22 protein-coding genes and 2 tRNA genes are annotated in these 22,269 nt (G+C 66.0%); 19 read left to right on the forward strand and 5 right to left on the reverse strand.

The window, feature by feature from the left end; all coding sequences use genetic code 11:
* Window positions 1-175: 175 nt before the first annotated feature.
* The 7 genes from B0I08_RS01850 (at window position 176) to B0I08_RS01880 (ending at window position 7,060) form a co-directional block, all read left to right on the forward strand.
* Window positions 176-1,297 (forward strand): ABC transporter permease, encoded by a 1,122-nt coding sequence (locus B0I08_RS01850; RefSeq protein ID WP_106209233.1) that lies wholly within the window; start codon window positions 176-178, stop codon window positions 1,295-1,297.
* A complete protein-coding gene (locus tag B0I08_RS01855; protein ID WP_106209235.1) occupies window positions 1,297-2,340 on the forward strand; it encodes an ABC transporter permease in 1,044 nt (347 codons plus the stop codon). Before B0I08_RS01850 ends, B0I08_RS01855 begins: the two co-directional genes overlap by 1 nt.
* Entirely contained in the window at window positions 2,337-4,001 is a 1,665-nt protein-coding gene (locus B0I08_RS01860) for a dipeptide ABC transporter ATP-binding protein (protein ID WP_106209237.1), read from the forward strand. Before B0I08_RS01855 ends, B0I08_RS01860 begins: the two co-directional genes overlap by 4 nt.
* A 1-nt stretch (window position 4,002) precedes the next feature.
* Window positions 4,003-4,842 carry an ATP-binding cassette domain-containing protein gene (locus B0I08_RS01865; protein ID WP_245884448.1) on the forward strand — a complete coding sequence of 280 codons (840 nt, stop codon included), beginning with the start codon at window positions 4,003-4,005 and terminating at the stop codon, window positions 4,840-4,842.
* Window positions 4,832-5,872 (forward strand): lactonase family protein, encoded by a 1,041-nt coding sequence (locus B0I08_RS01870; RefSeq protein ID WP_181243134.1) that lies wholly within the window; start codon window positions 4,832-4,834, stop codon window positions 5,870-5,872. The genes B0I08_RS01865 and B0I08_RS01870 overlap by 11 nt, the downstream gene beginning before the upstream one ends.
* Before the next feature lie 87 nt (window positions 5,873-5,959).
* Window positions 5,960-6,032, forward strand: a tRNA-Asn gene (locus tag B0I08_RS01875).
* Between the two features lie 119 nt (window positions 6,033-6,151).
* Complete coding sequence (locus B0I08_RS01880; RefSeq protein WP_181243136.1) at window positions 6,152-7,060, forward strand: sensor histidine kinase; 909 nt, start codon at window positions 6,152-6,154, stop codon at window positions 7,058-7,060.
* Window positions 7,061-7,081: 21 nt separating this feature from the next.
* On the opposite strand, the gene B0I08_RS01885 is transcribed toward B0I08_RS01880, so the two are convergent.
* On the reverse strand, window positions 7,082-7,984 hold the full coding sequence (locus B0I08_RS01885; RefSeq protein ID WP_106209243.1) for a LysR family transcriptional regulator: 903 nt from the start codon (window positions 7,982-7,984) through the stop codon (window positions 7,082-7,084).
* Between the two features lie 71 nt (window positions 7,985-8,055).
* On the opposite strand from B0I08_RS01885, the gene B0I08_RS01890 reads away from it, so the two are divergent.
* Complete coding sequence (locus B0I08_RS01890; protein ID WP_106209245.1) at window positions 8,056-9,012, forward strand: EamA family transporter; 957 nt, start codon at window positions 8,056-8,058, stop codon at window positions 9,010-9,012.
* Between the two features lie 91 nt (window positions 9,013-9,103).
* Here the strand turns inward: B0I08_RS01890 and def are convergent, their stop codons facing one another.
* Complete coding sequence (def, locus tag B0I08_RS01895; protein WP_106209247.1) at window positions 9,104-9,670, reverse strand: peptide deformylase; 567 nt, start codon at window positions 9,668-9,670, stop codon at window positions 9,104-9,106.
* Between the two features lie 40 nt (window positions 9,671-9,710).
* Between def and B0I08_RS01900 the strand changes: the two genes are divergently transcribed.
* Window positions 9,711-10,652 (forward strand): DMT family transporter, encoded by a 942-nt coding sequence (locus B0I08_RS01900; protein WP_106209249.1) that lies wholly within the window; start codon window positions 9,711-9,713, stop codon window positions 10,650-10,652.
* Between the two features lie 78 nt (window positions 10,653-10,730).
* Window positions 10,731-12,011: a glycosyltransferase gene (locus tag B0I08_RS01905; RefSeq protein WP_245884449.1), complete on the forward strand. Its 1,281-nt coding sequence runs from the start codon at window positions 10,731-10,733 to the stop codon at window positions 12,009-12,011.
* A 15-nt stretch (window positions 12,012-12,026) separates the two neighbouring features.
* Here B0I08_RS01905 and B0I08_RS01910 read toward each other — a convergent pair.
* Window positions 12,027-12,100 (reverse strand) — tRNA-Ile (locus B0I08_RS01910).
* 163 nt (window positions 12,101-12,263) lie between these two features.
* Here B0I08_RS01910 and B0I08_RS18145 point away from each other — a divergent pair.
* The 5 genes from B0I08_RS18145 (at window position 12,264) to B0I08_RS01930 (ending at window position 15,583) form a co-directional block, all read left to right on the forward strand.
* Window positions 12,264-12,386, forward strand: coding sequence for a hypothetical protein (locus B0I08_RS18145; protein ID WP_281260191.1), 123 nt, complete (start codon window positions 12,264-12,266; stop codon window positions 12,384-12,386).
* Between the two features lie 9 nt (window positions 12,387-12,395).
* Complete coding sequence (locus B0I08_RS17510) at window positions 12,396-12,872, forward strand: hypothetical protein (RefSeq protein ID WP_146134293.1); 477 nt, start codon at window positions 12,396-12,398, stop codon at window positions 12,870-12,872.
* The gene (locus B0I08_RS01920; RefSeq protein WP_106209253.1) at window positions 12,869-13,642 is read left to right on the forward strand and encodes a hypothetical protein; all 774 of its coding nucleotides are present in this window, start codon (window positions 12,869-12,871) and stop codon (window positions 13,640-13,642) included. The genes B0I08_RS17510 and B0I08_RS01920 overlap by 4 nt, the downstream gene beginning before the upstream one ends.
* Window positions 13,635-14,786, forward strand: a complete 1,152-nt coding sequence (locus B0I08_RS01925; RefSeq protein ID WP_106209255.1) for a hypothetical protein — start codon at window positions 13,635-13,637, stop codon at window positions 14,784-14,786. The genes B0I08_RS01920 and B0I08_RS01925 overlap by 8 nt, the downstream gene beginning before the upstream one ends.
* A 218-nt stretch (window positions 14,787-15,004) precedes the next feature.
* Window positions 15,005-15,583 carry a DoxX family protein gene (locus B0I08_RS01930; protein ID WP_106209257.1) on the forward strand — a complete coding sequence of 193 codons (579 nt, stop codon included), beginning with the start codon at window positions 15,005-15,007 and terminating at the stop codon, window positions 15,581-15,583.
* 104 nt (window positions 15,584-15,687) lie between these two features.
* Here B0I08_RS01930 and B0I08_RS01935 read toward each other — a convergent pair whose 3' ends face one another.
* Together B0I08_RS01935 and B0I08_RS01940 are read right to left on the reverse strand one after the other, a co-directional pair.
* Window positions 15,688-16,371: a potassium channel family protein gene (locus B0I08_RS01935; RefSeq protein ID WP_219905592.1), complete on the reverse strand. Its 684-nt coding sequence runs from the start codon at window positions 16,369-16,371 to the stop codon at window positions 15,688-15,690.
* Window positions 16,364-17,728 (reverse strand): TrkH family potassium uptake protein, encoded by a 1,365-nt coding sequence (locus B0I08_RS01940; RefSeq protein ID WP_245884451.1) that lies wholly within the window; start codon window positions 17,726-17,728, stop codon window positions 16,364-16,366. The genes B0I08_RS01935 and B0I08_RS01940 overlap by 8 nt, the downstream gene beginning before the upstream one ends.
* A gap of 295 nt (window positions 17,729-18,023) precedes the next feature.
* Here B0I08_RS01940 and B0I08_RS01945 point away from each other — a divergent pair, with 295 nt between their 5' ends.
* The 4 genes from B0I08_RS01945 to B0I08_RS01960 all read left to right on the forward strand — a co-directional run bounded on the left by B0I08_RS01945 (window position 18,024) and on the right by B0I08_RS01960 (window position 22,143).
* A complete protein-coding gene (locus B0I08_RS01945; RefSeq protein WP_106209984.1) occupies window positions 18,024-18,773 on the forward strand; it encodes a lytic transglycosylase domain-containing protein in 750 nt (249 codons plus the stop codon).
* 141 nt (window positions 18,774-18,914) lie between these two features.
* The gene (locus B0I08_RS01950; RefSeq protein ID WP_146134294.1) at window positions 18,915-19,847 is read left to right on the forward strand and encodes a WcbI family polysaccharide biosynthesis putative acetyltransferase; all 933 of its coding nucleotides are present in this window, start codon (window positions 18,915-18,917) and stop codon (window positions 19,845-19,847) included.
* Window positions 19,844-20,824 carry a glycosyltransferase family protein gene (locus tag B0I08_RS01955; protein WP_106209261.1) on the forward strand — a complete coding sequence of 327 codons (981 nt, stop codon included), beginning with the start codon at window positions 19,844-19,846 and terminating at the stop codon, window positions 20,822-20,824. Before B0I08_RS01950 ends, B0I08_RS01955 begins: the two co-directional genes overlap by 4 nt.
* On the forward strand, window positions 20,818-22,143 hold the full coding sequence (locus B0I08_RS01960) for a glycosyltransferase family 2 protein (RefSeq protein WP_219905593.1): 1,326 nt from the start codon (window positions 20,818-20,820) through the stop codon (window positions 22,141-22,143). Before B0I08_RS01955 ends, B0I08_RS01960 begins: the two co-directional genes overlap by 7 nt.
* Window positions 22,144-22,269 lie beyond the last annotated feature (126 nt).

A 22,269-nucleotide genomic window follows, 5' to 3' on the forward strand; every position in this document is an offset into this window, starting at 1 on the left:
GTCTCGCACGAGTTTGCGGGCGCCTCCGATCGTTTTGCGCGTATCGACGCATCCCGCGCGCATCTCGACCGATCCGCGCGTCTCTCCAGGTTGCGCGCGCCCCACCAACGCACGTGGATTCATCCCCGCATCCCCGTATTCCCGTATCCCCGTACCCACGTATTCAAAGGCAGTCATGACTACGACCGCACCAGCCGCGGCATCCGCTTCGGATGCTCCGCACACGCCACCGTCGGCGGGTGGCGCCAGTAGCTCGAGCAAGGGCAAGAAGGCACCAAACGCTTTGGGCCGGTACATCATCGTCCGGTTCCTCCTCATCATTCCCACGGTTTTCATCCTGGTATCGATGGTGTTCCTGTTGATGCGGGTCATCGGCGACCCGATCACGGCCGCACTCGGCGGGCGGCTCACGGCTGACCAACTTGCGGAGCGCATCCACCAGGCCGGATACGACCGGCCGGTTTTCGTGCAGTACTTCGAGTACCTCGGTCAGGTGTTTACCGGCAACTTCGGCAACTCGATCACCGATGGACGCCCCATCGTCGAGATCCTGGCGACGTACGGACCAGCGACCTTTGAACTCGCGTTTTACGCGTTGACGGTCGCCCTGGTCGTGGGAATTCCCCTCGGGATGCTGGCAGCATACTTCCGCGACCGGTGGCCGGACGCGTTCCTGCGCATCATCGCGATCCTCTGGTACGCGACCCCGGTCTTCTTTGCCGGCCTCCTGCTCAAGCTGGTCTTCTCCGTCTGGCTCGGCTGGCTCCCGGTCGCGGGGCGAGCATCCACCCGGGTCGAACTGAACCTCTCGTCGATGGAGAACGGCACGGGCATCTACCTGCTGGACGCCATCCGGATCGGAAACAGCGCCGCCGTGGTCGACGTTCTGCAGCACGCCGTCCTGCCCGGCATCGCGCTGGGGCTGCTCACTGCCGGAGTCTTCCTCAGGCTTGTCCGCACCAACGTGATCGGCACGCTCTCGATGGACTACATCGACGCGGCCCGGTCACGGGGCGTCAGCGAGTTCCGTCTGGTTCGCCATCACGCTTTCAAGCCCGCACTCATCCCGATCATCACGGTAATCGGCCTGCAGATCGCGGTGCTGCTGGGCGGCGCGGTGCTGACCGAGACAACATTTGAGTGGAAGGGTCTGGGCTTCCAGCTCACCCAGTACCTCACCGCGCGGGACTTCGTCGCGGTGCAGGGCATTGTGGCCCTGCTCGCCGTGATCGTCGCGCTGACCAACTTCGTCGTCGACATCATTGCGGCGCTCATCGACCCGAGAGTGAGGTACTGATGACTTCGCTCAGTTCCGCCAGCGTTTCCCCGCCCAAGGTGGCGTGGTGGAAACGCCTGCCCGTCGTCCATCAGCTGCGCCAGAGTGTTGGCCTCCAGCGCGGCATGCTCATCGCCGGTCTGATCATCGTGGGTGTGTTCCTGCTCGTGGCCGCGTTCGCGCCGTGGCTCGCACCGTACGGCTACTCCCAGCTCAAGGACGCCGACGGCAACTTCGGCGCCCAGCAGCCCCCGGGCGGTGACCACATCCTCGGCACCACCGTCGGAGGCTACGACGTGCTGTCCCGGGTCATCTGGGGAGCACAGACCGCCCTGCTCGTGATTGTGGTCGCGGTTGTGCTGTCGATCTTCCTCGGCATCGCCCTCGGCGTGATCTCGGGATATATCGGCGGGTGGCTCGACCGCGTGTTGGTCGTCATCGCTGACGCGGTCTACGCGTTCCCGTCGTTGCTGCTTGCCATCGTCGCCGCGATCATCATCAGCGGAGGGCAATCCAACCTGTGGTCCGGGATCTTCTCCGCGGCGGTCTCGATCACCGTGGTGTTCATTCCGCAGTACTTCCGCGTGATTCGTGCAGAAACGGTGCGCATCAAGTCTGAGGCCTACGTCGAGTCCGCGAAGGTGGTCGGCACGAGTTCCGTGCGGATCATGTCCCGCCACGTGCTGCGCAACGCCACCCGGTCGCTCCCGCTGATCTTCACCCTCAACGCCTCCGAGGCGATCTTCACTCTCGCCGCACTCGGGTTCCTCGGATTTGGTATTGAACCGACATCCGCCGCCGAATGGGGATACGACCTCAACAAGTCGCTGTCCGACGTGACCAGCGGAATCTGGTGGACCTCGGTCTTCCCCGGATCCGCGATCGTTCTCGTGGTGCTGGGGATGACCCTGGTCGGCGAGAGCCTCAACGACCTCGCGGACCCCCGCCTGCGTACCCGAAAGCGGGCGAGTGGCACCCCCGCTCCCGCCGCTGAAACGACCGTTGTGCCCGGCGGAAGCATCGAATCGGCCGCGGACATCGCACACCTCGAGGGACGCCCATGAGCACCGTTGTAGACATCCAGAACCTCGCCGTCACCTTCGCCACGGATGGCACACCTGTGCGGGCCGTCGACGGCGTGAGCCTGAACGTTCAGGCTGGCGAAGTGCTCGCCATCGTCGGCGAATCCGGCAGTGGCAAGACCGTCACGGCGAAGACGATTCTCGGGCTGTTGCCGTCGACCGCCACGGTGTCCGGCGTGGTGATGCTCGGCACCAATGACGTCGTGCAGGTGAGCGGTAAGCGCCTGCGCGAAATTCGCGGCACGGACGTGGCCATGGTGTTCCAGGAGCCGTCGACCGCACTGAACCCGGTCTTCACCGTCGGCTGGCAGATCGCCGAGGGGCTGCGCGCGCACGGCAAGTACAGCAAGAAGGCGGCGCGGGCGAAGGCCATCGAGATCCTCGGCAAGGTCGGTATTCCCGAACCCGCGGAGCGCGTCGACTACTACCCGCACCAGTTCTCGGGTGGGCAAAAGCAGCGCGTGGTGATTGCGATGGCGCTCGTGCTTGAGCCCGGCGTTATCGTCGCAGACGAGCCGACGACCGCGCTCGACGTCACCGTGCAGGCCGAGATTCTTGACCTGCTTCGACGCTGTCGGGATGATTTCGGCGCGGCGATCGTGCTGATCACTCACAACATGGGTGTGGTCGCGGACCTCGCCGACCGTGTTGCCGTGATGTACAACGGCTCCGTTGTCGAAGAAGACAATGCACGAAGCCTGTTCGCGAACCCGAAGCACGAGTACACCCAGAAGTTGCTGGGCTCGGTACCGAAGCTCGGCACCGGTCTCGCGCAGACGCAGGCGCGTGCCGCCGCCCGCCCGATCGTGGAGAAGGACCCGGTCGTTGTCGCAGACAACCTCGTCATCGAGTACGCGGGCCGATTCGGTCGTCCGGGATTCCGGGCCGTCGACGGTGTCAGCTTCAAGATCCACGCGGGCGAGGTGCTCGGCCTGGTCGGCGAGAGCGGATCGGGAAAAACGACGATCGGCCGCACCATCGGCGGACTCACCAAGGCCACGGGCGGATCGCTCATGGTGTTGGGCCGCGAAATGCGTGGCATCCGCGAGCGCGACTTCAAGCCGCTGCGCAGTGATATCGGCTTTGTGTTTCAGGACCCGGCATCCAGCTTCAATCCGCTGCTCACAATTGCTGAAGCAGTAGCCGAACCCCTTCTGGTGCATAAGAAGGCGGGGGATGTCGCGGCCGCGCGTCCCCGTGTCAACGAGCTCCTCGAGGCCGTGCAGTTGCCCCGCGCGTTTGGTGATCGCTACCCGCACGAGCTCAGCGGCGGTCAGCGGCAGCGCGCCAGCCTTGCCCGTTCTCTCGCGCTCGACCCGACGCTGCTGATCGCCGACGAGCCGACGAGCGCCCTGGACGTCTCCGTGCAGGCGAAGGTGCTCGAGCTGTTCACCGAGCTCCAGCGCGACCTCGGCTTCGCGGCGCTGTTCATCAGCCACGACCTCGCGGTGGTCGACCTTCTCGCCGACCGCATCGCGGTGCTGTACCGCGGCAAGCTGGTCGAGGAGGGCACGGGCGCCGAGGTGCTCGGGGCCCCGCAGCATCCGTACACCCAGCGCTTGCTGGCGTCGCTGCCCGTGCCCGACCCGGTAGAACAGGCAGAGCGGCGCGAGGTGCTGCGCGCACTGCGAGAAGCCGAATAGCGTGGGCTCCACCGGAGCGGTGCGCGCCGAAGTGCTGGTTTCAGCCGACGACCTGTCGGTGGCCTACCGGGACCGCCGGGCCGCGCCCGGGGAGTTCGCCGTCGGCGGCGTAACGTTCACGCTGGGCGCCGGAGAGATACTGGCGGTCGTCGGTGAGACAGGTTCGGGTAAAAGCACGCTCGCGCGCACCGTGGCGGGGCGCGCGGGTGCCGAAGCGGGGAGTGCGGGAGCGGCACCGGCGGGAACACCCGGTGTCGCCGAGATCACCGGCGGTGCTCTGACGGTGACGGGAGTGGCCGTGCGCGGGATGCGCCGCCGTGCCCGCGACCGGCTCACGCTTCGGGTCGGCTACATCGCACAGGACGCGGGATCGCTGCTGTCCCCGAACCTGACGGTAACCGAGACGATTGCAGAACCGATCTTCGTGCGCGACCACCGCTTCGATTCCCGCGAGGCAACCGACGCCGTAGCCACCCTGCTCGACGCGGTGCGCCTACCCCTCGGCATCATGGACCAGTACCCCTACGAGCTCAGCCGCGGGCAGCGCCAGCGCGTGGCGATCGCCCGGGCGCTCGTGCTCGATCCCGTCGTCCTGGTGGCGGACGACCCCACCGCCGGGGTCGACGTGCTCTCGCGCGGGCCAATCGTCGACCTGCTGCACGACCTGCGGGTCTCCCGCGGGCTTGCCACCCTCCTGATCAGTAACCGCATCACCGAGGTGCGGCGGATCGCCGACCGCGTCGCTGTGATGCAACGCGGCACGTTTATTGGTTTCGGTACCGTCGACGAGGTGCTGAATGATCCCCGGCACCGCCACCTGGAGGAGCTCAGTGCACACTGACGACCTGTGCCGCCGACTGTGGGTCGGGGGATATACGGCTGAGATGGATGGCTCGGCCGCCGGTATTGGGCTGATCGAACGGGGCCCGCGGGGCGAACTCGAATACCGCGGCACGGCAGCAATCACCGAATCACCGTCGTTTCTGGGCCTCGCGGGCGGCGTCATCTACGCGACGGGCGAGAGCGGGCAGGTCGTGTCCGCGTTCCGTCGCGACGGTTCCGCGCTCACACCGCTGGGGCAGCAACCCGCCGCCGGCCCGTTTCCGTGCGCTCTTGCCGTGGTGAGCTCTGACCGGGGCGCGTCGCATCTCGTGGTCGCGTCCTATGGCGATGGCGCGATCGGGGTGTTTCCGCTGGACGACGCCGGCTCAGTACTCCCGCTCGCGCAGGCGCTACGAGCCGAAGCCGACGAGGCGCACGACGCGCAGCACGGCCCCCACGAAGCGCAGGACGGGCCGCACGCCCACGACGTGCTGCAGGTGGACGCCAGTACTGTGCTGACGACTGACCTCGGTACCGATTGCGTCTACGTGCACACGCTCGGGTCGGCGCCTGCGCTGACGCGCGTGCGAGACATCCGCCTCGCCCCCGGCACCGGCCCGCGTGACCTGCTGCTGCGCCCCTCAGGGGACGTCTGGGTGGTGGGGGAGCTCAGCTGCCAGGTCGTTGTGCTGCGCCCGCAGAACGGCGAGTACAGCGTCGTGGCGCAGGTGCAGCTACCGGGCGCAGCTGCGGGCGACCACGCCTCGGCGATTGCGGTGAACTCGGCGGGCACCCACGCCTACGTCGGGCTACGGGGGAGCAACCGCGTCGCCACCCTGCGTCTGAATGACTCGGGGGCGCTGGAGCCGGCGACGTTCACCTCGTGCGGCGGGGATTGGCCGCGCCACCTCGTGGTGGTGGGGGAGCACCTGTATGTCGCGAACCAGCGTTCGGGAACCGTCTCGTCATTCGCGGTCGCAGCCGATGGCGCCCTGATCGCCGAGGGCGCTATCGCCGTACCGTCGCCGACCTACCTTCTCGCCGACTGAGCGGAGTCTCGATCGGTGCGACGGGGTGGATTTGGAGATACCGGATTTCTTGATAAGGTTGCAGAGCTGTTTCAGCAGTTTCAGCAATCCTCGATAGCTCAATTGGCAGAGCATCGCACTGTTAATGCGGCGGTTCTTGGTTCGAGTCCAAGTCGGGGAGCTAAGCCCCCAGCCCTCCACGGCTGGGGGCTTTTTTCTGCCCCCGATCGGGGATATTTGCGCATGCTCGCAGGCGCGGTATCGTTCCGATGGGTCGCCCAGGCCCATGAGGAGGCCCTTATGTCCTGGCTCGAGACCCTTCCCGCCGACGCCCTCGGCGTTTTCGCCGTCGCTTCGGCGGTGCTTCTCCTGACCACCGTCGTGTTGCTGGTGGCGTGGCTGCGGTCGCGGTATCTGCGGAGGGTCGAGCAGCTCGATCGTCACGACACGCAGCTCGACGTCCGCGATCTGGAGTTGGCTCTCGCCGAGCAGACCGCACGATTGCGCATGATCCGTGAGTTGCACGACGTGGCGATCCACTCGATGTCGGTCAGGATCAGCCAGGCCGAGAGTGTGCGGTACTCGGCGGAATCCGATCCGGGCACCGCGCTGCGTTCGGCCGCGGCCATCGAAACCGCCGCGCGCAGCACCCTGGCCGACCTCCGCCGGGTGATGACGGTTGTGGGCGACGGCGACGCCGACCTCGACGGCCCGACCCGTCTCGAGGCGGCCACCCAGCTGTTCGCGGAGATGCGTAAGGCCGGGCTCACGATCGTGGTCTCGGAGTCTGGCGAGCGATTTGCGCTGGTTCCCGGCGCCGAATTGGCGGTGCTGCGCATTCTGAAGGTGTCGCTCGACAACGCGCTCGAACACGGCGGCGAGGGCACCGAGGTCGCGGTATCGCTCAACTGGAGCGGCGAAGGCTTGCGCGTGCAGGTCGATGACGACGGCACCCGCGCCACCGCGCGCCGCGCAGGACTGGACCCGAACCGCATCGCACGGGAGCGCACCTACAGCGTCGACGACGACCTGAACGCGTTGACCGAGGAGATCACCGGCGCGGGCATCACCGAGATGCGCGAGCGCGCGACCCTGTTCGGAGGGGTCTTCAACGCGTACTCCGTTCCGGGCGTTGGCTTCTCCGTCTCGGCGGTCTTTCCCGCGCTGCGGTTCCACAACGGTGTGCACGGGGTCAACCTCGACGCGTGAGCGTGAGCGTGAGCCCCCGCGTTAGTGAAACGTGCGTGCCTCGTCCCGCAGCGCCTCGAGCACAATCTGCACCGCTCGACGGGCGGCGCGATCCGGACGCAATAGCGCCTCAATCCGTCGCCCCGCGCGAAGATCGGACAGCGGTACAAGCCGGAAGTGCCCCTCGGCACGCTGCAGTGAGGTGTGGCGGGGGAGCAGGGCGATCCCGTGGCCGGCGGCAACAAGTTTCTCGGTGAGCGGCAGGTGGGTCGTGCGGTACACGATTCTGGCCGTGGTGGACTCGTGCGCCGCCATCGCCCCGAGCACCCGGTCGAGCGGGTAGTTCTCCGGTACGCCGATCCAGGCCTCGCCGATCACGTCGGCGGCGGACACGCTGGCGCGGTGACCGAGCGGGTGATCGAGTGGCAACGCGACATCCAGCGGCTCCCGCAGCAGGGGGACCACTCTCAGCGCGCTCCGCTCCGGCGGAAGCACGTCATCGGACCGGTGGGCGACGACGATGTCGTGGTCGGCGGTGAGGGCGGCGAAGTCGTCCTGCGAGACATCCTGATCCTCCACCTTGAGATCGATAGACGGATGCTCCTTCAGCCGAGTCATCAGGCCGGGTACGAGCAACTCGGCTGCTGAGTAGAACACGGTCAATCGCACCGTGCCGCTCGCCTCGCCCCGGTACGCGTCCCAGGTCGCCTCCGCCTCGGCCATAGCCGTCGCGATCTGGACGGAGCTGCGCGCGAGCGCGTGGCCCGCGTCGGTGAGCACAACACCCCGCCCGACCCGCTCGACGAGGGGCACGCCGGTCTGCCGCTGCAGCGTGCGCAGCTGCTGGGAGACCGCGCTGGGTGTCTTGTGCATCGCGGCGGCGACCGCGGTGATGCTTCCGCGCTCGGCCAGTTCGCGGAGCACCGCGAGCTGATCCACATCCATGAAGGGAGCCTACAAGAACAATTCAAAACAATGCAATTGTCCTTAGGTGCGCCATAGGCCACGATGGAGCAATGCCTCTCCGAGATCGATTCCTTGCCGCTTTCGTTGCGATCTGTTGGGGGATCAATTTTCCGGCAACTGCCCTCGCGCTCGAGCACTTCCCGCCGTTCTTTCTCGTCGCGCTGCGCTACACCCTGCTCGCGGTTCCCACCCTGCTGTTCATCCCGCGTCCGAAGGTGCCGCTGCGATGGCTGCTCGGCGTCGGTGTCGGTATCGGCATCCTGCAGTTCGCCTTCCTCTACCTCGGCATGGCGAGCGGAATGCCGAGCGGCCTCGCCTCGCTGGTGCTGCAGGCCTCTGCGCCATTCACGGTGCTCATCGCGGGCATCTGGCTGCACGAGCGCATCTCTCGCCGTGCCGCGATCGGGGTCGCAATCGCCGTACTCGGCCTGGCTGCGATCGCGGTCCACCGTGCGCAGGTGGCCGCGCTCCTGCCGGTCATCCTCACCCTCTGCGCCGCGCTTGGCTGGGCGATCGGCAACGTGTCCAGCCGCCAGGCGAAGGCGCCGAATCCGCTCCACCTGACGCTGTGGACGTCGGTGATTCCGCCGGTGCCGATGCTCATCCTGTCGCTCGCCGTGGAGGGTCCGGCGCGCATCGGCGAGTCTCTGGCGACGGCGTTCACGGTTGAGGCCCTTCCTGCGGTGCTGGGGCTGCTCTACGTCGTGCTGATCGCTACGGTCGTCGGCTACGGAATCTGGAACAGCCTGCTCGCGCGGCACCCGTCCAGTGTCGTGGCACCCTTTTCGATGCTCGTCCCGGTTGTGGGAGTGCTCGCGTCGTGGATCGCGTTCGCCGAAGCGATCGACCTGATCGAGCTGATCGCGGGACTCGCCGTGGTGGGCGGGGTGCTCTATGCCAGCAGTGGTCGGCGACCAGCAGCGAGTCCGCTGGCAGAGCCCGCCGGGCAGTCCCCGTCGGCGTCGGCGCCGCTGCCCGAACCGACGCGCCCGATCGTCGGCCGGTAGCTGGTTATACGGGTAGCCAGATAGCCCGGTCGCCCGGTAGCCGGGTACACGGGTAGCCCGGTATCAGCCGCCTAGGACGCGGGCGCCCGGGTCAGTCGTCCAGGTTGTCGACTCCGGGCATCCAGGACTCGCCCGGGCGGCCCCACCCGCTTTTGCGGATCGCCTTCGTCGCCGCCTTCGAGTGGAGGTGCTCGAGCCGGTCGGCGTAGAGGATTCCGTCCAGGTGGTCGAACTCGTGCTGGAAGATGCGCGCGAGCCAGCCTTCCGCGCGAATCTCGAACGGCACGTTGTTCGCGTCGACCGCGCGCAGAATGGCGAGCTCCGACCGGCGCAGCGGAAAGCGCTCACCCGGAATAGACAGGCACCCCTCCGAATCGTCGTCCTCGTCGGCCGCGCCGATCAAGGGCGGGCTGATCCACAGTTCGGGATTGATGGCTGCTCCACGCCAGAGTTTGCCCGAGTCATCCGCCCAATTAAAAACAAAGATGCGACGCCCAACGCCCACCTGCGGACCCGCGAGACCGACGCCGGGCGCCGCCTCCATGGTCTCGAACATGTCCTCAACGAGACTGCGCAGAGGTTCGTCGAAATCGGTGATGGGGGATGCGACGGTGTGAAGCACCGGATCGCCAGTAATGAGGATAGGAAGTACGGCCATTCACACAGGTTATCCGGCGCGCAGCGAGTAGATTCGACCCGTGACACCCGATCTAACCGACCTCGCTGATCAGATCTCCCTCTCCCCGTACCAGGCGATAGGCATCCCCATTGCGCTCGTGGGTGCAGTGTTCCTCGCGCTGGGAGCCCAGTTCCAGCATCGTGGGGTGGGAAAGGTGGATGCCGCAAGCGCGGCCACTGGCGAGCGCGGGCTGAGCCCCCGCCAACTGATTCTGCTCCTGCGACGCCCCTCGTGGGTGCTGGGCACTGTCATGCTCGGGCTGGCCGTCGTGCTTCAGCTCACCAGCCTCTATTTCGCACCGCTGATCGTGGTGCAGCCGCTCGGCGCCGTCGCGTTGGTCATCACGGCCATCGTCAACGCGCGGGTGAGTCACGTGAAGCTCGACGCGATCTCGATCCGCGCCATCACTCTGTGCGTGGGCGGTGTTGCGCTGTTCGTTACGGTTGCTGCATTTAACGCCAAGTCCAAGCCAGTTACCGAACGCGAGCTGGTCATCGTGCTCGTCATCCTTGCGGTGGTGCTCGTCGCGTTCGCCCTACTTTTCGCGTTGCTGCGAAACCGGATCACGCCGATTTTTTACATTGTCGGGGCAGGCGTGTTGTTCGGCTTCGTGGCGACTCTCGCCAAGGTGGTTATCGACCGGCTGAAGACCCTCGCCCTCACCGACTTTGACCTGACTCCCACGGAGTGGCTGACCGGCCTGTGCATCGCGGCACTTATCGCCGCGAGCGCGCTCGGGTCGTACTTCGTGCAGACCGCGTACTCGTCCGGGCCTCCGGATCTGGTGGTCGCCGGTCTCACGGTCATCGACCCCGTGGTCGCTGTATCCATCGGTGTTGTCGTGCTCGGCGAGGCCGCTGGAGCACCGGCCTGGTCCTTTTTCGCCTTCCTTATTGCCGGTGCGGTGGCTATTTACGGCGTGTTCCAGCTGGCAAAGCATCATCCTCAAACGAACCGTTAGGGTGGTTGCAGGTAGACATCCGCTCGGCTCTCACCGTCGTGAACCCTCGAGCGGACCGATCGCAAGGAACCCTGGAACTTGACTGAAACGCCGCAGGACGTAAGCCCCGTGAGCCAACCGTTGCGCATCGTAATCGGTGCAGACACTTTCGCCCCCGAGATCAATGGCGCGGCGAACTTCGCTGCGCGGCTGGCTGCTGGGCTCACTGAGCGCGGGCATGAGGTGCACATGGTTGCCCCGGCTGCGACCTACCGCGGCCACGGGGTGTTCTTGGAGACGCACGAGGGGCAGGAGTTCACCGTGCACCGCCTGTTCAGCGCACGCTGGTACCCACACCCGTGGTTGCGGTTTGCTATGCCCTGGCGGATCGAGCAGAACAGCGCGCGGATCCTCGACGCGGTGCAACCCGACGTCGTGCATTTCCAGTCCCACATCATCATCGGTCGTGGCCTGTCGCACCAGGCCGTCAAGCGCGGCATCCGCGTCATCGGCACCAACCACTTCATGCCCGAGAACATGCTCGAGTTCACCCTGCTCCCGAAGTGGGCGCAGGCCCGCGCGGTGGGGCTCGCATGGAAGGCGGCCGCCCGTTCGTTCGGTCGCGCAGAGGCTGTGACGTCGCCGACCCGCAAGGCGGCGGACTTCCTGGAGTCGAACACCCGACTGCGGGGTGTCTACGCGATCTCCTGCGGCATCGACGCACGCCACTACACTCCGAGCTTCGAGCCGCCCGCCGAAAAACTGATCACCTTCGTTGGCCGCATTACCGGGGAGAAGCAGCTCGACGTGCTGATGCGCGCCTTCGCTCAGCTCGACAAGTCGCTCGACGCAAAGCTCGAGCTGGTCGGCGGCGGCGATCAGGTGGCGCACCTCAAGTCGCTCGCAACCTCACTAGGAATCCGCCACCGGGTGAACTTCGCCGGCTACGTCGATGACGCGTACCTGCGCAACGCTCTGACACGGTCGACCGTATTCGCGATGCCGTCCATCGCCGAGCTGCAGAGCATCGCGACCATGGAGGCCATGGCCAGCGGACTGCCGATCGTTGCGGCCGACGCCATGGCCCTGCCGCACCTCGTTCATGACGGCGAGAACGGCTTCCTGTTTGAGCCCGGCAATGTCGTCGAACTCGCGGAGCGCCTCACCGATGTGCTCACCATGCCCGAGGGCGAACTGCACAGGATGAAGCGGGAGAGCCTCCGGATTGTGGAGGATCACGACATCCAACGCACCCTGACGACCTTCGAGGCTCTGTACCGGGGCGAACTGGTCAGCGACACCATTGTGGAGCCGATCCCGCCGCGTCCGCATCGCACGGCCTGGCGGGAACGCCTCGCCAAGCTGCGCGACAACAGCTGAGTGTTCGATCAGAGGTGCCCCCACTCGGACTTGAACCGAGGACTACCGAATTATGAGTTCGGGGCTCTAACCAGCTGAGCTATAGGGGCTTGCGCCTGACAAGCATATCGGTGCTGAAGCTATCCTCGACCAGGCTGGGTGCGACCACTCTGGCCGGATGAGGGCGGTTCGCTGGCAAAAATATCCTCAGGAGCGGGATGCTGGACTTGAGTTAATTTCGCTACTGGGTATGTCGGTGATGTCGGCACCGACATGACGTTCATCGCCAGCGAGTTCGAGAACGCCAATACCAACAGCGACACGGACGCCCAGCTGGCGCAGGCGATCACTGACGACAGCGGACCCACCATGGTGGCCACAAAGAGAGCCGTCTGATGCGCCACCGTGAGCCGTGCTTATCTGCGCTACTCCAAGGTGGGCAACGCGTTGATGGCGTATGCCCCCGCGCTCGAGTCGGCCCAGCGTGAGTCCGCTGACGCGCTGCTCAGCGCCCTTCGGCTTAGGCCCGCCCACGTGCGGCAGTACATTGTTGACATGCGCACCCCGGTACCCCAGCCCACACAAGGTATGACGATAAACCGTCTCTACGGTAACGGGGCACGACCAGACGGCCGGTCGTGGAGTAGCGGCGACCCGAGCGATCTCGTTAATCCCCGCATGCAGCTGGGCTTGCCGAACTACAACTTGATGGAACGCGTTGCGTTCGCCCGTATTGACGACATCAGCGTGGTGGAGAAAGCGCGCCACGCACTTCCCTATAACGGCAACCTGGGCGGTGCTCCCGAGTACCTCCTCGGGAAGGAGGCGGTCTCGTCGGGAGGAATCACGGTGATCGGCGACCTGCCGTTTGTTCTGCCATGATCTGGCCGAGAAGAAGGATCGCCGATCTGGAGTTTCCGGTGGTCGTCGGCGCGTACTCCAGCCAGCCCGAGTTTCAGGGGCGGCGGCTGTTCGCGTCGTCGGAATTCGGTGGGTGGCACGACGTATTCCTTCGCAGCGACGACTCCGCCGCGAGCTACTTCTATGCCGAGCAGTTCAATTTCAGCCCGGCCGATGCTACGGAGGCGGGTTCCTGGGAAATGGAGTGCACTCTTTACCCGGTCGACCCCGCGGTCACCCCGGCGGCGGCAAAACAGATCGCACTCGCGTCCGGCTCGAGCTCAGCCCGTGCGATCGGCACCGTGTTTTTCACCTCGAGCGTGGATCTCGCCCGTCAGCGCCAGGCCAGGACCGACGCCTGGCGCGCACAGATTGAAGCCACCGAACCGTGGCTCGTCAACCCGAACTACGCAGGCGAGTACGAGACCGCGATGTGGGCCCACGACGTGAGCGGTCGATACGGCAACTTTCCGGTGAAAATTTCCGACCGCGAGTTCCCGCCGTTTCTTCCGATCTTCATCGCGCTGCGGCCTCCCGAGGGCTGGCCGCGCGTGCACATCTTCCTGACCGGCCCGCGAGCGACTCCGGTGCCCAGCTTCGACGGCCCTGCAGCTACTGTGCTCGTGTACGAGAAACTCGCAGGAGAAGATGACTCCGCAGCCTCGGCTGCCATCATGCGGGGCGAGCGCGAACCGATCGCCGAACTGCTCGTCGGATCCCGCGACCTGATCAAAGAGATGTCCCATGACTGACCCCACCAACAGCACACCTGACAGCCAAAACCCCACCCCGGTGCCGGTCGCTGCGCTGCCGGAAGTGGGATCCGTACCGCTGCTCGCCGCGCTCATCGCCCGCGACGTCGAAGCCATCGGCCGCGCGCTGCGTATGGACTACGTTGTCGTGCCGCTCTTGCGTCGCGAGGACGGCACGGTTGACACTCGCGTCTTCGGCAGAGCAAGTTCAACGCCGGACAACCCCGAATGGGCGCTCTGCCTCTTCTCGTCGACCGAGACACTTGCCGCTTTCATCGGGGAGGTGCCCGACCGTGAGTTCGCCCTCCAGCGGGGCAGCTCACTTGCGCCGTTCCTCGCCGAACAGGTCGAGTCGCTCAGCGCGGTCAGTTTCGACCCCGCAAGCCCCCACGCCATGACCGCATCCCCGGCCGACGTGCTGGAGATCCTCCAGCCACGACCGGAGGACGACGAAGTCGCTTGGGCCACCTCGGGGGCGGACGACGCACGGAGTCTCCCCGACTTCCCGGCTGACGGCGACGCCACGGCATCCCGAGTTGCTGGCTTCGACCTTGCGCTGTCCGGCGACTGGTTCCTGGTCAACCTGCTCGACGAGGTCGAGCGGGAGAAGCAGATTGCCGCCCTCATCGACCGCCAGCTCAAGAAGGTCAAGGCGGCACCCGTGCTGCGTGCCGAGCTCGCCGCCTGGCTCACCGAGTCGTGTGTGCGGGCCGCGGCCGGTGGCGCACAGTTCCTCGCGTACCTGCTCCAACGATCAAAAAAGGGCGCGCTTGCCCTCAACGTGGTGCTCTACTGGCAAGAACTCGGCCCCGCGGTGTCAACCATCAGCCACCTCGACCGCATGGGCGACAAACTGCACAGAAGCCTGACCGAAGGCGCGCAGCTAGTCGGGGCCGATACCCCCGGCGGGCCACTGTTGCGTCACAGCCGCACCATCGCCGGACCCGGGGAGCTGGGAGCTGGGAACGTACCGCTGCTGCTGACCGACTATTGGCTCGAGTTTCCCGACCACCGCGGGCTTTGCCTCGTCGCCTTCTCCAGCCCCGTGATCGCGCAGGCAGACCTGCTGCTCACCCTGACCGACAACATCGTGCTGTCCGGAGCGTGGGTAGTGGACACCCCGGCCGAGGAGTTGCCGGAGTAACCGGCAACAGGAGCAGACGCAGGTGTCCGTCGTCTCCTCCTGCACATCGCGGCTTATCGGATGAGTGTGCGGTGGGCGTCGCTCTGGCTGCTCACCGAGTGGTAGAAGTCCCGACGGCCAGCTTCGGTTGTCGGGACCTTCGACACTAACGGTGAGAGTGTCGCGGGGCGATCGTTGCCTCATGGCCACAGCGGCCTGAAATCAAACGAGGGGTCACGATGTCAACCACCATTCGCCAAACCGCCGCTCCGACGGCGACCGCACCACCACTTGCAACAGAGGAATCGATCGTGGCAACGAAAGCCGCCCGCCGAAGCCTCGCCGTTCTCCGCCTTGCCACGGGCTTCATTTTCCTGTGGGCATTCTTGGACAAGACCTTCGGCCTAGGATTCTCGACGCCAACCGAACGAGCCTGGATCAACGGAGGCACTCCCGCGCAGGGCTTTTTGAACAGCGAAGCCGTCTCCGGGCCGCTCCAGCCGTTCTTCACAGCTATCGCAACGCCGGCCGTCGACGCGCTCTTCATGCTCGGCATGATCGCTGTCGGCCTCGCCGTAATGCTCGGCGTCGGGATCAGGATCAGTGCTGTTGCAGGGAGCCTCATCATGGTCTTCATGTATCTTGCCGAGTGGCCTTTCGCGGCGAACCTCGCTTCGACCAACCCGATTGTCGACTACCACATCATTTACGCTCTCGCGCTGATCACCATCGCGTACACGTCGGCCGGCGACACCTGGGGCCTGGGTCGCACGTGGAAGTCGCTGACCTTCGTTCGCAAGCACAGCTGGCTGGTCTGAGGACACAGCACACAGCGGTCCAGCAGAACCAGCGGATCCGTTCACGCCGCCCTGTGTAGCCGCAATCGCGGTTGTGCTCGCCTGCTTCTCTCACGCACCGCCTGCTACTGCAGCTGCCCGAAAGCCTCCGCGCGCGCGGTAGGGCCCGCGACCAGCATCACGTCGCCGTCGCGTAGCACGGTGTCCAGGTCGGTGTTCCTCCAGTTTTCATCGCCGCGCTTGTAGGCAAGTACGGTGACGCCATACGTCGCGCGGATGGTGGTGTCACCGAGGCGGATATCGCGCACGAGGCTGTTCGGGCTCGTTTTGACGATCGCGAAGTCCTTGTCCACCTCGATGTAGTCCAGCGCCGCGCCGCGAACCAGGTGCGCCACGCGCCGGCCCATGTCTTTCTCGGGGTAGATGACGTGCTGAACGCCGAGTTGGTCGAAGATCTGACCGTGCGCGTCGGTGACCGCCTTAGCCCAGATATTCGGGATTCCGAAACGCAGGAGGAGCGAGGTGGTGAGGATGCTGGCCTGGATGTCGCTGCCAATGGCGACGACCGCCCGGTCAAACTCATGCACGGCCAGCTGCTGCAGCGCCTCCTCGTTGGTGGAGTCGGTGCGCACCACCTGGGTGAGTCGGCCATTGAGCGACTGGACGATTTCTTCGCTCACGTCGATTCCGAGAACTTCGGTGCCCGCCGCCATCAGCTCCAGAGCGAGAGCGGTGCCGAAGCGACCGAGTCCGATCACGACGACGGAGTCGGCTTCTGCGATGCGTGCGGTGCGGGGCGACTTAGCCAATGACTGGCCTCTCCTTCGGGAATTCGTACAGGGTGCGGCGCTGCTTGAGGGCGATGGCGGTTCCGAGGGTGAGGGGACCGAGCCGACCGAGAAACATTAGCGCGACAAGGATGAGTTGCGCGGGAACGGGAAGATCCGCGGTGATGCCGGTGGACAGGCCGACCGTGGCGAACGCGGAGATGACTTCAAAAAGTACCCGGTCGAGCTCGAAGTCGGTGAGCAGCATGATCGCCCCGGTCGCGACGACCACCGCCGCAACCGAGGCGAGAACGATCGTGATCGCCTGGCGGTGCACCGCCCGCGAGAGCCGCTTGCCGAAGATGTTGACCGCTCCTTCACCTCGAAGCTCGGTGTACATGATGAAGAACAGCACGAGAAAGGTCGTGACCTTGATGCCGCCGGCCGTTCCCGCGGGGCCTGCTCCGATGAACATCAGGATGTCGCTGACGAACCAGGTTTCGGAGTTCATCTCGCCGATCGGCAGACTGTTGAACCCGGCCGTGCGCGTCTGCACGGTGTGGAAAAATCCGGCGAGAATGCGATCGGCCGGGCTCATCTCGCCCAGCGTCGCCGTGTTGGACCACTCGATCCAGCAGGTAAGCGCCGTGCCTATGGCAAGCAACGACCCGGTACCGACGAGCACCAGCTTGGTGTTCATCGACCAGTGCAGCGGGCGTCTGAACTCCTTGCGGAGCTGCATGATGACGGGGAACCCGAGCCCGCCGAGGATGATCGCGAGCGCAATCGGGAGACAGATCCAGGGGTCGGTGGCAAATCCGACGAGGTTGTCGCTGAAGGTGGAGAACCCGGCGTTGTTAAAGGCGGACACCGCGTGGAACAGGCCGTACCACACCGAATCACCGAGCTGATAGCCGTACCCGAGCCAGAAACGCAGCGTGAGCGCGAGGAACACGGCGGCTTCGATGACGACGGTGATGACCACGATGCCGCGGATCATTCCGGCGATGTCGGCCATGCCCACGCTTCGCGCTTCGGCGGCCGCGGTCACCCGACCACGGATGCTCATTTTGCGGGCAAGCGTGATGCCGATCAATGACGCGAAGATCATGATCCCCAAGCCGCCCACCTGAATGAGCGCGAGAATCACCACCTGGCCGAAGCTGCTCCAGTAGACGGGGGTGTCGACGATGATGTGCCCGGTGACGCAGACGGCGGATGTCGCGGTGAACAGCGCCTCGATGAAGCTGGCACCGCCGGGGCCCGACTTCGAAATCGGCAGCAACAAGAGCACGGTTCCGATGAGCACCGCGGCGGCGAAGCCGGTCACCACCAGCTGTGCGGCGTGCAGCCCGGACGATTTCACGCGCTGCAGCGGGACCAGGGGGGTGTGCGGCACGGCGCAACATTACACCAGCGACACCTCGACCCGATAAAGTGGCCGACTGACCGTCCCGCCCCTTCGAGCATTGGTTCCCATGACGCCCGCACGCCGCCCCGCGCCCAAGCGACCGGCAGCCGGATCGCGGGCCGCTGGGGCTAAGCGCACCGCTCCCTCCAGCGGGAAGAGCACCGCTCCCTCCAGCGGGAAGCGCACCGCTCCCTCCAGCGGGAAGCGCCGCGCGACGGTATCTGCTGCGACCCAACCGTCCGCGCGTGGCCCGCGTCGATCTGCGCGGGTGTTCTCGGTCGCCATGAGCCTGATTCCGGTCGTCGGATTGCTAGGTGCGGTGGTCTGGATTGCACAGATCAGTTCGGTACGGGACGATCTCGGCGGCAGCGATTTTTCGACCACGCCCACCACGGACGTGCTGACCGACAATCCCATCTCGTCGCCCGGCACGGTGACCGCCCCCGCGGGCCAGCCCGCTGGCGCGACGGGGCTCGCGGAGAGTGTGGACGGCGCGTGGCTCGACACCGTCGCGGCATCCACCTCAATCCCGCGTCGGGCTCTCGCGGCCTACGCGGGCGCCTCGTTGCAACTGGCGCAGGAGAACCCGGCCTGCAATCTCGGTTGGACCACGCTCGCCGGCATCGGCCAGATAGAGTCCGGCCACGCCAGTCACGGAGGTGCCTCGCTGCAGGGCGACGGCTCGACGGATCTGCCGATTCGAGGCCCTGCTCTCGATGGTGTGAGGTTCATGGCGATCGCCGATACCGACGGGGGAGCATGGGACGGCGACAGCCAGTGGGACCGCGCGGTGGGTCCGTTGCAGTTCGTCCCGGGAACGTGGAGTACCTGGGGCGCCGACGGCAATGGCGATGGAGCGTCTGACCCAAACCAGATCGACGATGCCGTGTTGGCTGCCGGCCGCTACCTCTGCCACTCCGGCGACCTGTCGTCGGTGGAGGGGTGGCGGGCGGGAATCTTCTCCTACAACCACGACGACGCCTACGTCGACTCGGTGGCTGCCGCCGCCAATGGATACGCCCGCCTGAGCTGACCAGACCGCGCCGGGCGATTCGCGGCGTCGGAACCACGAGGCCGCGAGGATCCTGAGATAATTGTTTAGGGTTTCGGGCGGGACGATCGCCACCCGTACGACGCGCCCGGTTGATGTGCGCATGAAGAGGAATGGCATTTCATGTCCGAGGCACACCAGGACGTCGATGGACGTAGGAGGCACTACTCGCAGTTCTACGGACTGACGGATCTGCCCACGGGAGGATACGGGGTAGTGGCCGGCAACTGCCAGGCCGAGAGCCTGCGCATCTTCTTGGAAGGCGGCGACATGCCGTGGGTGCGGATGCCAGCGATCCACGAACTGGTTGCCGACGACATCCACCGTTTGACCATCGTGTTGGGGCAGGCCGCGGTGCTGGTTTCCCAGCCGATTCAGGACAACTACCGGGGGTTGCCGATCGGCACACGGAATCTTGTGGCGGCGTTGCGCCCGGCTGCCCAGACCGTCACCGTGCCGATCATCCGTTTCGCCGGCCTGTATCCGGCGCAGGTTCTCATCCGCCCCCCTGTCAACCCTTCGCTCTCTCCGCCGATCGTCGCGTACCACGACCTGCGCACGCTCGCCGAGGCTGCCGACCGGCTTCACGGGCTCTCGACACCCGTGCGGCCGATCACCGTGGCTTCTGTTCGCGCGGTCGGGGACCGTTCGCTGCAGGAGCTGCGCTCTCGCGAAGCCCGGCATGACACGGTGGTGGTGTCCGACCTGTTCGAACGCCCCAGCTTCGGACAGATGCGCACCATCAATCACCCCGGTAACCCCGTCTGGACGGACCTAGCTGCTCGGGTCCGCAGCGCACTCGGCCACGAGCCGCACACGGTTGACCCGGGGCGGGAGGTGCTCAACAACGTGCACGCGCCGCGACTGCCGGAAGTGGCTGAGGCCTACGATCTGGCCGCGCCGTCCACCCCGCATTGGGTCGTCGATGAGGTGGATGTCGCAGACGAGGTCGTGCGCGACGCGCACCTCCGCTGGTACGAGAAACACCCGGAGGTCATCGACGCCGGAATCCTCCGTCATCGTGGGGCGCTGGAGTCGATGGGGTTCACCCGATGACGACGCTGCCCTGGTGGGGTGAGGTCGGTGACAAGAACCACGGCGTAGCGCGCTACTCGACCCAGCTCGCTTTCCATCTTGCGCGCGCGGTGGGCATGGACCGCACCATCGGGATCGACGCGGTTTCGGAGTCGGGAGTGGAACGCGTGCACGTGCACTTCACTGACCGCCTCTGGGCTACATCGCCGGAGCGGGCGGCGGAGCGGTTCGAGCGGCTCGCAGCAACCACCGCGGTGACCGTAACGCTCCACGACATCCCCCAAGCGTCTGACGGGCCGGTGAACCAGAGGCGACGGGCGGACTCTTACCAGCGGGTGATAGCCGCAGCCGCAGGGATGTCCTGCAACAGCGAGCACGAGGCATCCCTGCTCGCAGACCTTACCGACACCGCACCCGAGGTGATCCCGCTCCCCGTCGACATGCAGCCCTTGTCGCTTCGCGCGGATCTGCTCGACGGTGACGTAGCGATCGTCGGATACTTCTACCCCGGTAAAGGGCACGCGGAGGCGGTGGATGCCGTAGCCCAACTTGGCCGTGCGTCCACTGGCGTGACGGCGCTCGGGACAGCCTCCGCCGGTCACGAGGCCGACCTCACTGATCTCATCGCCCGTGCCCGCGCACTCGGCGTGGAATTTACGGCCACCGGATTTCTCAGCGACGAGGCGCTCCTGAGCGCCTGCCGGTCAGCGAGCGTGCCGCTGGCGGCCCACCAGCACGTCTCGGCATCAGGATCACTGGCGACCTGGATCTCCGCCGGCCGCAAACCGCTCATTCCCAACACGCGGTATTCCCGCGAGATGCTCACCCTTCGACCCGGCACCGCGACCCTATACGAGCCGCCGCTGCTGAGCGCCGCGATCGACGCAGCGCTGGACGATCCGGAATCCACCTGGCTGGCCAGCGACGCGGTAACCGGCCCCGACAGTGCCGCGACCGCACGCCGCTACCTCGCCTGGTGGGAGACCGTCGTATGGTGACGGGCCAGCCCCTCGTCGGTAACCGCTGGGACACCCTCGATGGCCAGTGGCCGCGCGAACTGCCGACGGTGTCTGTGGTGATCATTCACTATGACCAGCAGCGGCAGCTTGACCGCACCCTGGCCTCACTGGCCGTGCAGGACTACCCGCGCGACCTGATTGAAATCATCGTGGTGGATGACGGAACTCTGCTGGTTCCGACCGTACCGGCGGGGGTGCGGCTGGTACGGCAGGAGGACCGCGGATTCCGCGCGGCGGCCGCCCGCAACCTGGGCGCGCGTCAGTCGAGCGGCGCCATCATCTGCTTCCTCGACGCGGACACCGCCCCAGAGCCGCAGTACGTGCGGGAGAGTACCCGACTTCCCGCGCTTGCGCCCGATGTCGTCACTGTCGGTCACCGTCGGCACGCCGACTTCAGCTCCAGCGAAGCGCCCGATGTCTCTGACGCGGCGAAGTGGGCACTTCCTTCTCCGCAATGGCTCGACGATGCCTACCGCGGCAGTCGGAACTTGCTCGACTCAGACAACCGCTCGTATCGCTACATCATCAGCGCCGTCCTCACCTGCAGCAGGGCACTGTTCGAGGAGACGGGTGGGTTCGACGAGACCTTCCAGGACTATGGAGGAGAGGACTGGGAGTGGGCGCACCGCGCCTGGCTCGCTGGGGGCCTTCTCGCGCACGTGCCGACCGCCGTCGCGTGGCACGACGGCCCCGACTGGGGAAGCCGGGAACTCGATGATCCCGACAAGCGCGCCGCGAAGAACAACGAGATGCTCGTGCTATCGCGCGCGATCCCTCTCACGGGCTCCCGGGGTCGGGCAGTGCGCGGTCCCATCGCCGATGTGGTGGCGGTACTCGACTCAGCGCCCTCCGCTGCCGCTGCATTCATCTGTGTCGACTCGATCCTCGCGGTGCTGCCGCACGCAACGTGCGTCGTCCCACCCGAGTACGGAACCGTATTCGCGTTCGACGACCGTGTGCTCGAGACGGGGACACCACGGGCGAACGAGGTAGCCAACAAGGCACGAGTGGTCATCACTCTTGAGGCGGCGGTGAGAGTGGACAGCCTTCAGGTCGACGCTTCTGTATCCACGTCGGATCTGCTGTCCGCGGTGGAGCGGGTGGGGAGCGGGAGCGAAGGAGCGATCGTCTACGAAAACGCGGGCGCGTCGATAACGATCCAGGCGAGCCGTGCCGTCGCCCGGGGTGCCCGGTGGGGTCGGGATGACCTGTTTACGACATCCGCCATTGATGCCCCGTGGTTGACGTCTCTTGAGAACGAACCTCGTCTCGGTCCCTATCTGGGCGGATGGGGCTAAGCAGAACGCTCTAAACGCGAGCTGCCTGCCGGTAAGCGTGGAGCCGCCGCGATGTGTTCCATTCGCCGCCGCAACCCCTTGCCCCGCGGCACCGCGTGAAATGAGGTTAAGTACCGCGGAAAAAGT

Source organism: Glaciihabitans tibetensis, assembly GCF_003003265.1.
Classification (GTDB): domain Bacteria; phylum Actinomycetota; class Actinomycetes; order Actinomycetales; family Microbacteriaceae; genus Glaciihabitans; species Glaciihabitans tibetensis.

Excerpts from the sequence above, each read along its gene's own strand:
- B0I08_RS01930 (WP_106209257.1), top strand. The coding sequence starts at position 15,005 with ATGTCAACCACCATTCGCCAAACCGCCGCTCCGACGGCGACCGCACCA.
- B0I08_RS01925 (WP_106209255.1), top strand. The coding sequence starts at position 13,635 with ATGACTGACCCCACCAACAGCACACCTGACAGCCAAAACCCCACCCCG.
- B0I08_RS01885 (WP_106209243.1), bottom strand. The coding sequence starts at position 7,984 with ATGGATGTGGATCAGCTCGCGGTGCTCCGCGAACTGGCCGAGCGCGGA.
- B0I08_RS01850 (WP_106209233.1), top strand. The coding sequence starts at position 176 with ATGACTACGACCGCACCAGCCGCGGCATCCGCTTCGGATGCTCCGCAC.
- B0I08_RS01855 (WP_106209235.1), top strand. The coding sequence starts at position 1,297 with ATGACTTCGCTCAGTTCCGCCAGCGTTTCCCCGCCCAAGGTGGCGTGG.
- B0I08_RS01920 (WP_106209253.1), top strand. The coding sequence starts at position 12,869 with ATGATCTGGCCGAGAAGAAGGATCGCCGATCTGGAGTTTCCGGTGGTC.
- def (WP_106209247.1), bottom strand. The coding sequence starts at position 9,670 with ATGGCCGTACTTCCTATCCTCATTACTGGCGATCCGGTGCTTCACACC.
- B0I08_RS01880 (WP_181243136.1), top strand. The coding sequence starts at position 6,152 with ATGTCCTGGCTCGAGACCCTTCCCGCCGACGCCCTCGGCGTTTTCGCC.
- B0I08_RS01890 (WP_106209245.1), top strand. The coding sequence starts at position 8,056 with ATGCCTCTCCGAGATCGATTCCTTGCCGCTTTCGTTGCGATCTGTTGG.
- B0I08_RS18145 (WP_281260191.1), top strand. The coding sequence starts at position 12,264 with ATGACGTTCATCGCCAGCGAGTTCGAGAACGCCAATACCAACAGCGAC.
- B0I08_RS01945 (WP_106209984.1), top strand. The coding sequence starts at position 18,024 with ATGAGCCTGATTCCGGTCGTCGGATTGCTAGGTGCGGTGGTCTGGATT.
- B0I08_RS01960 (WP_219905593.1), top strand. The coding sequence starts at position 20,818 with ATGGTGACGGGCCAGCCCCTCGTCGGTAACCGCTGGGACACCCTCGAT.
- B0I08_RS01950 (WP_146134294.1), top strand. The coding sequence starts at position 18,915 with ATGTCCGAGGCACACCAGGACGTCGATGGACGTAGGAGGCACTACTCG.
- B0I08_RS01860 (WP_106209237.1), top strand. The coding sequence starts at position 2,337 with ATGAGCACCGTTGTAGACATCCAGAACCTCGCCGTCACCTTCGCCACG.
- B0I08_RS01955 (WP_106209261.1), top strand. The coding sequence starts at position 19,844 with ATGACGACGCTGCCCTGGTGGGGTGAGGTCGGTGACAAGAACCACGGC.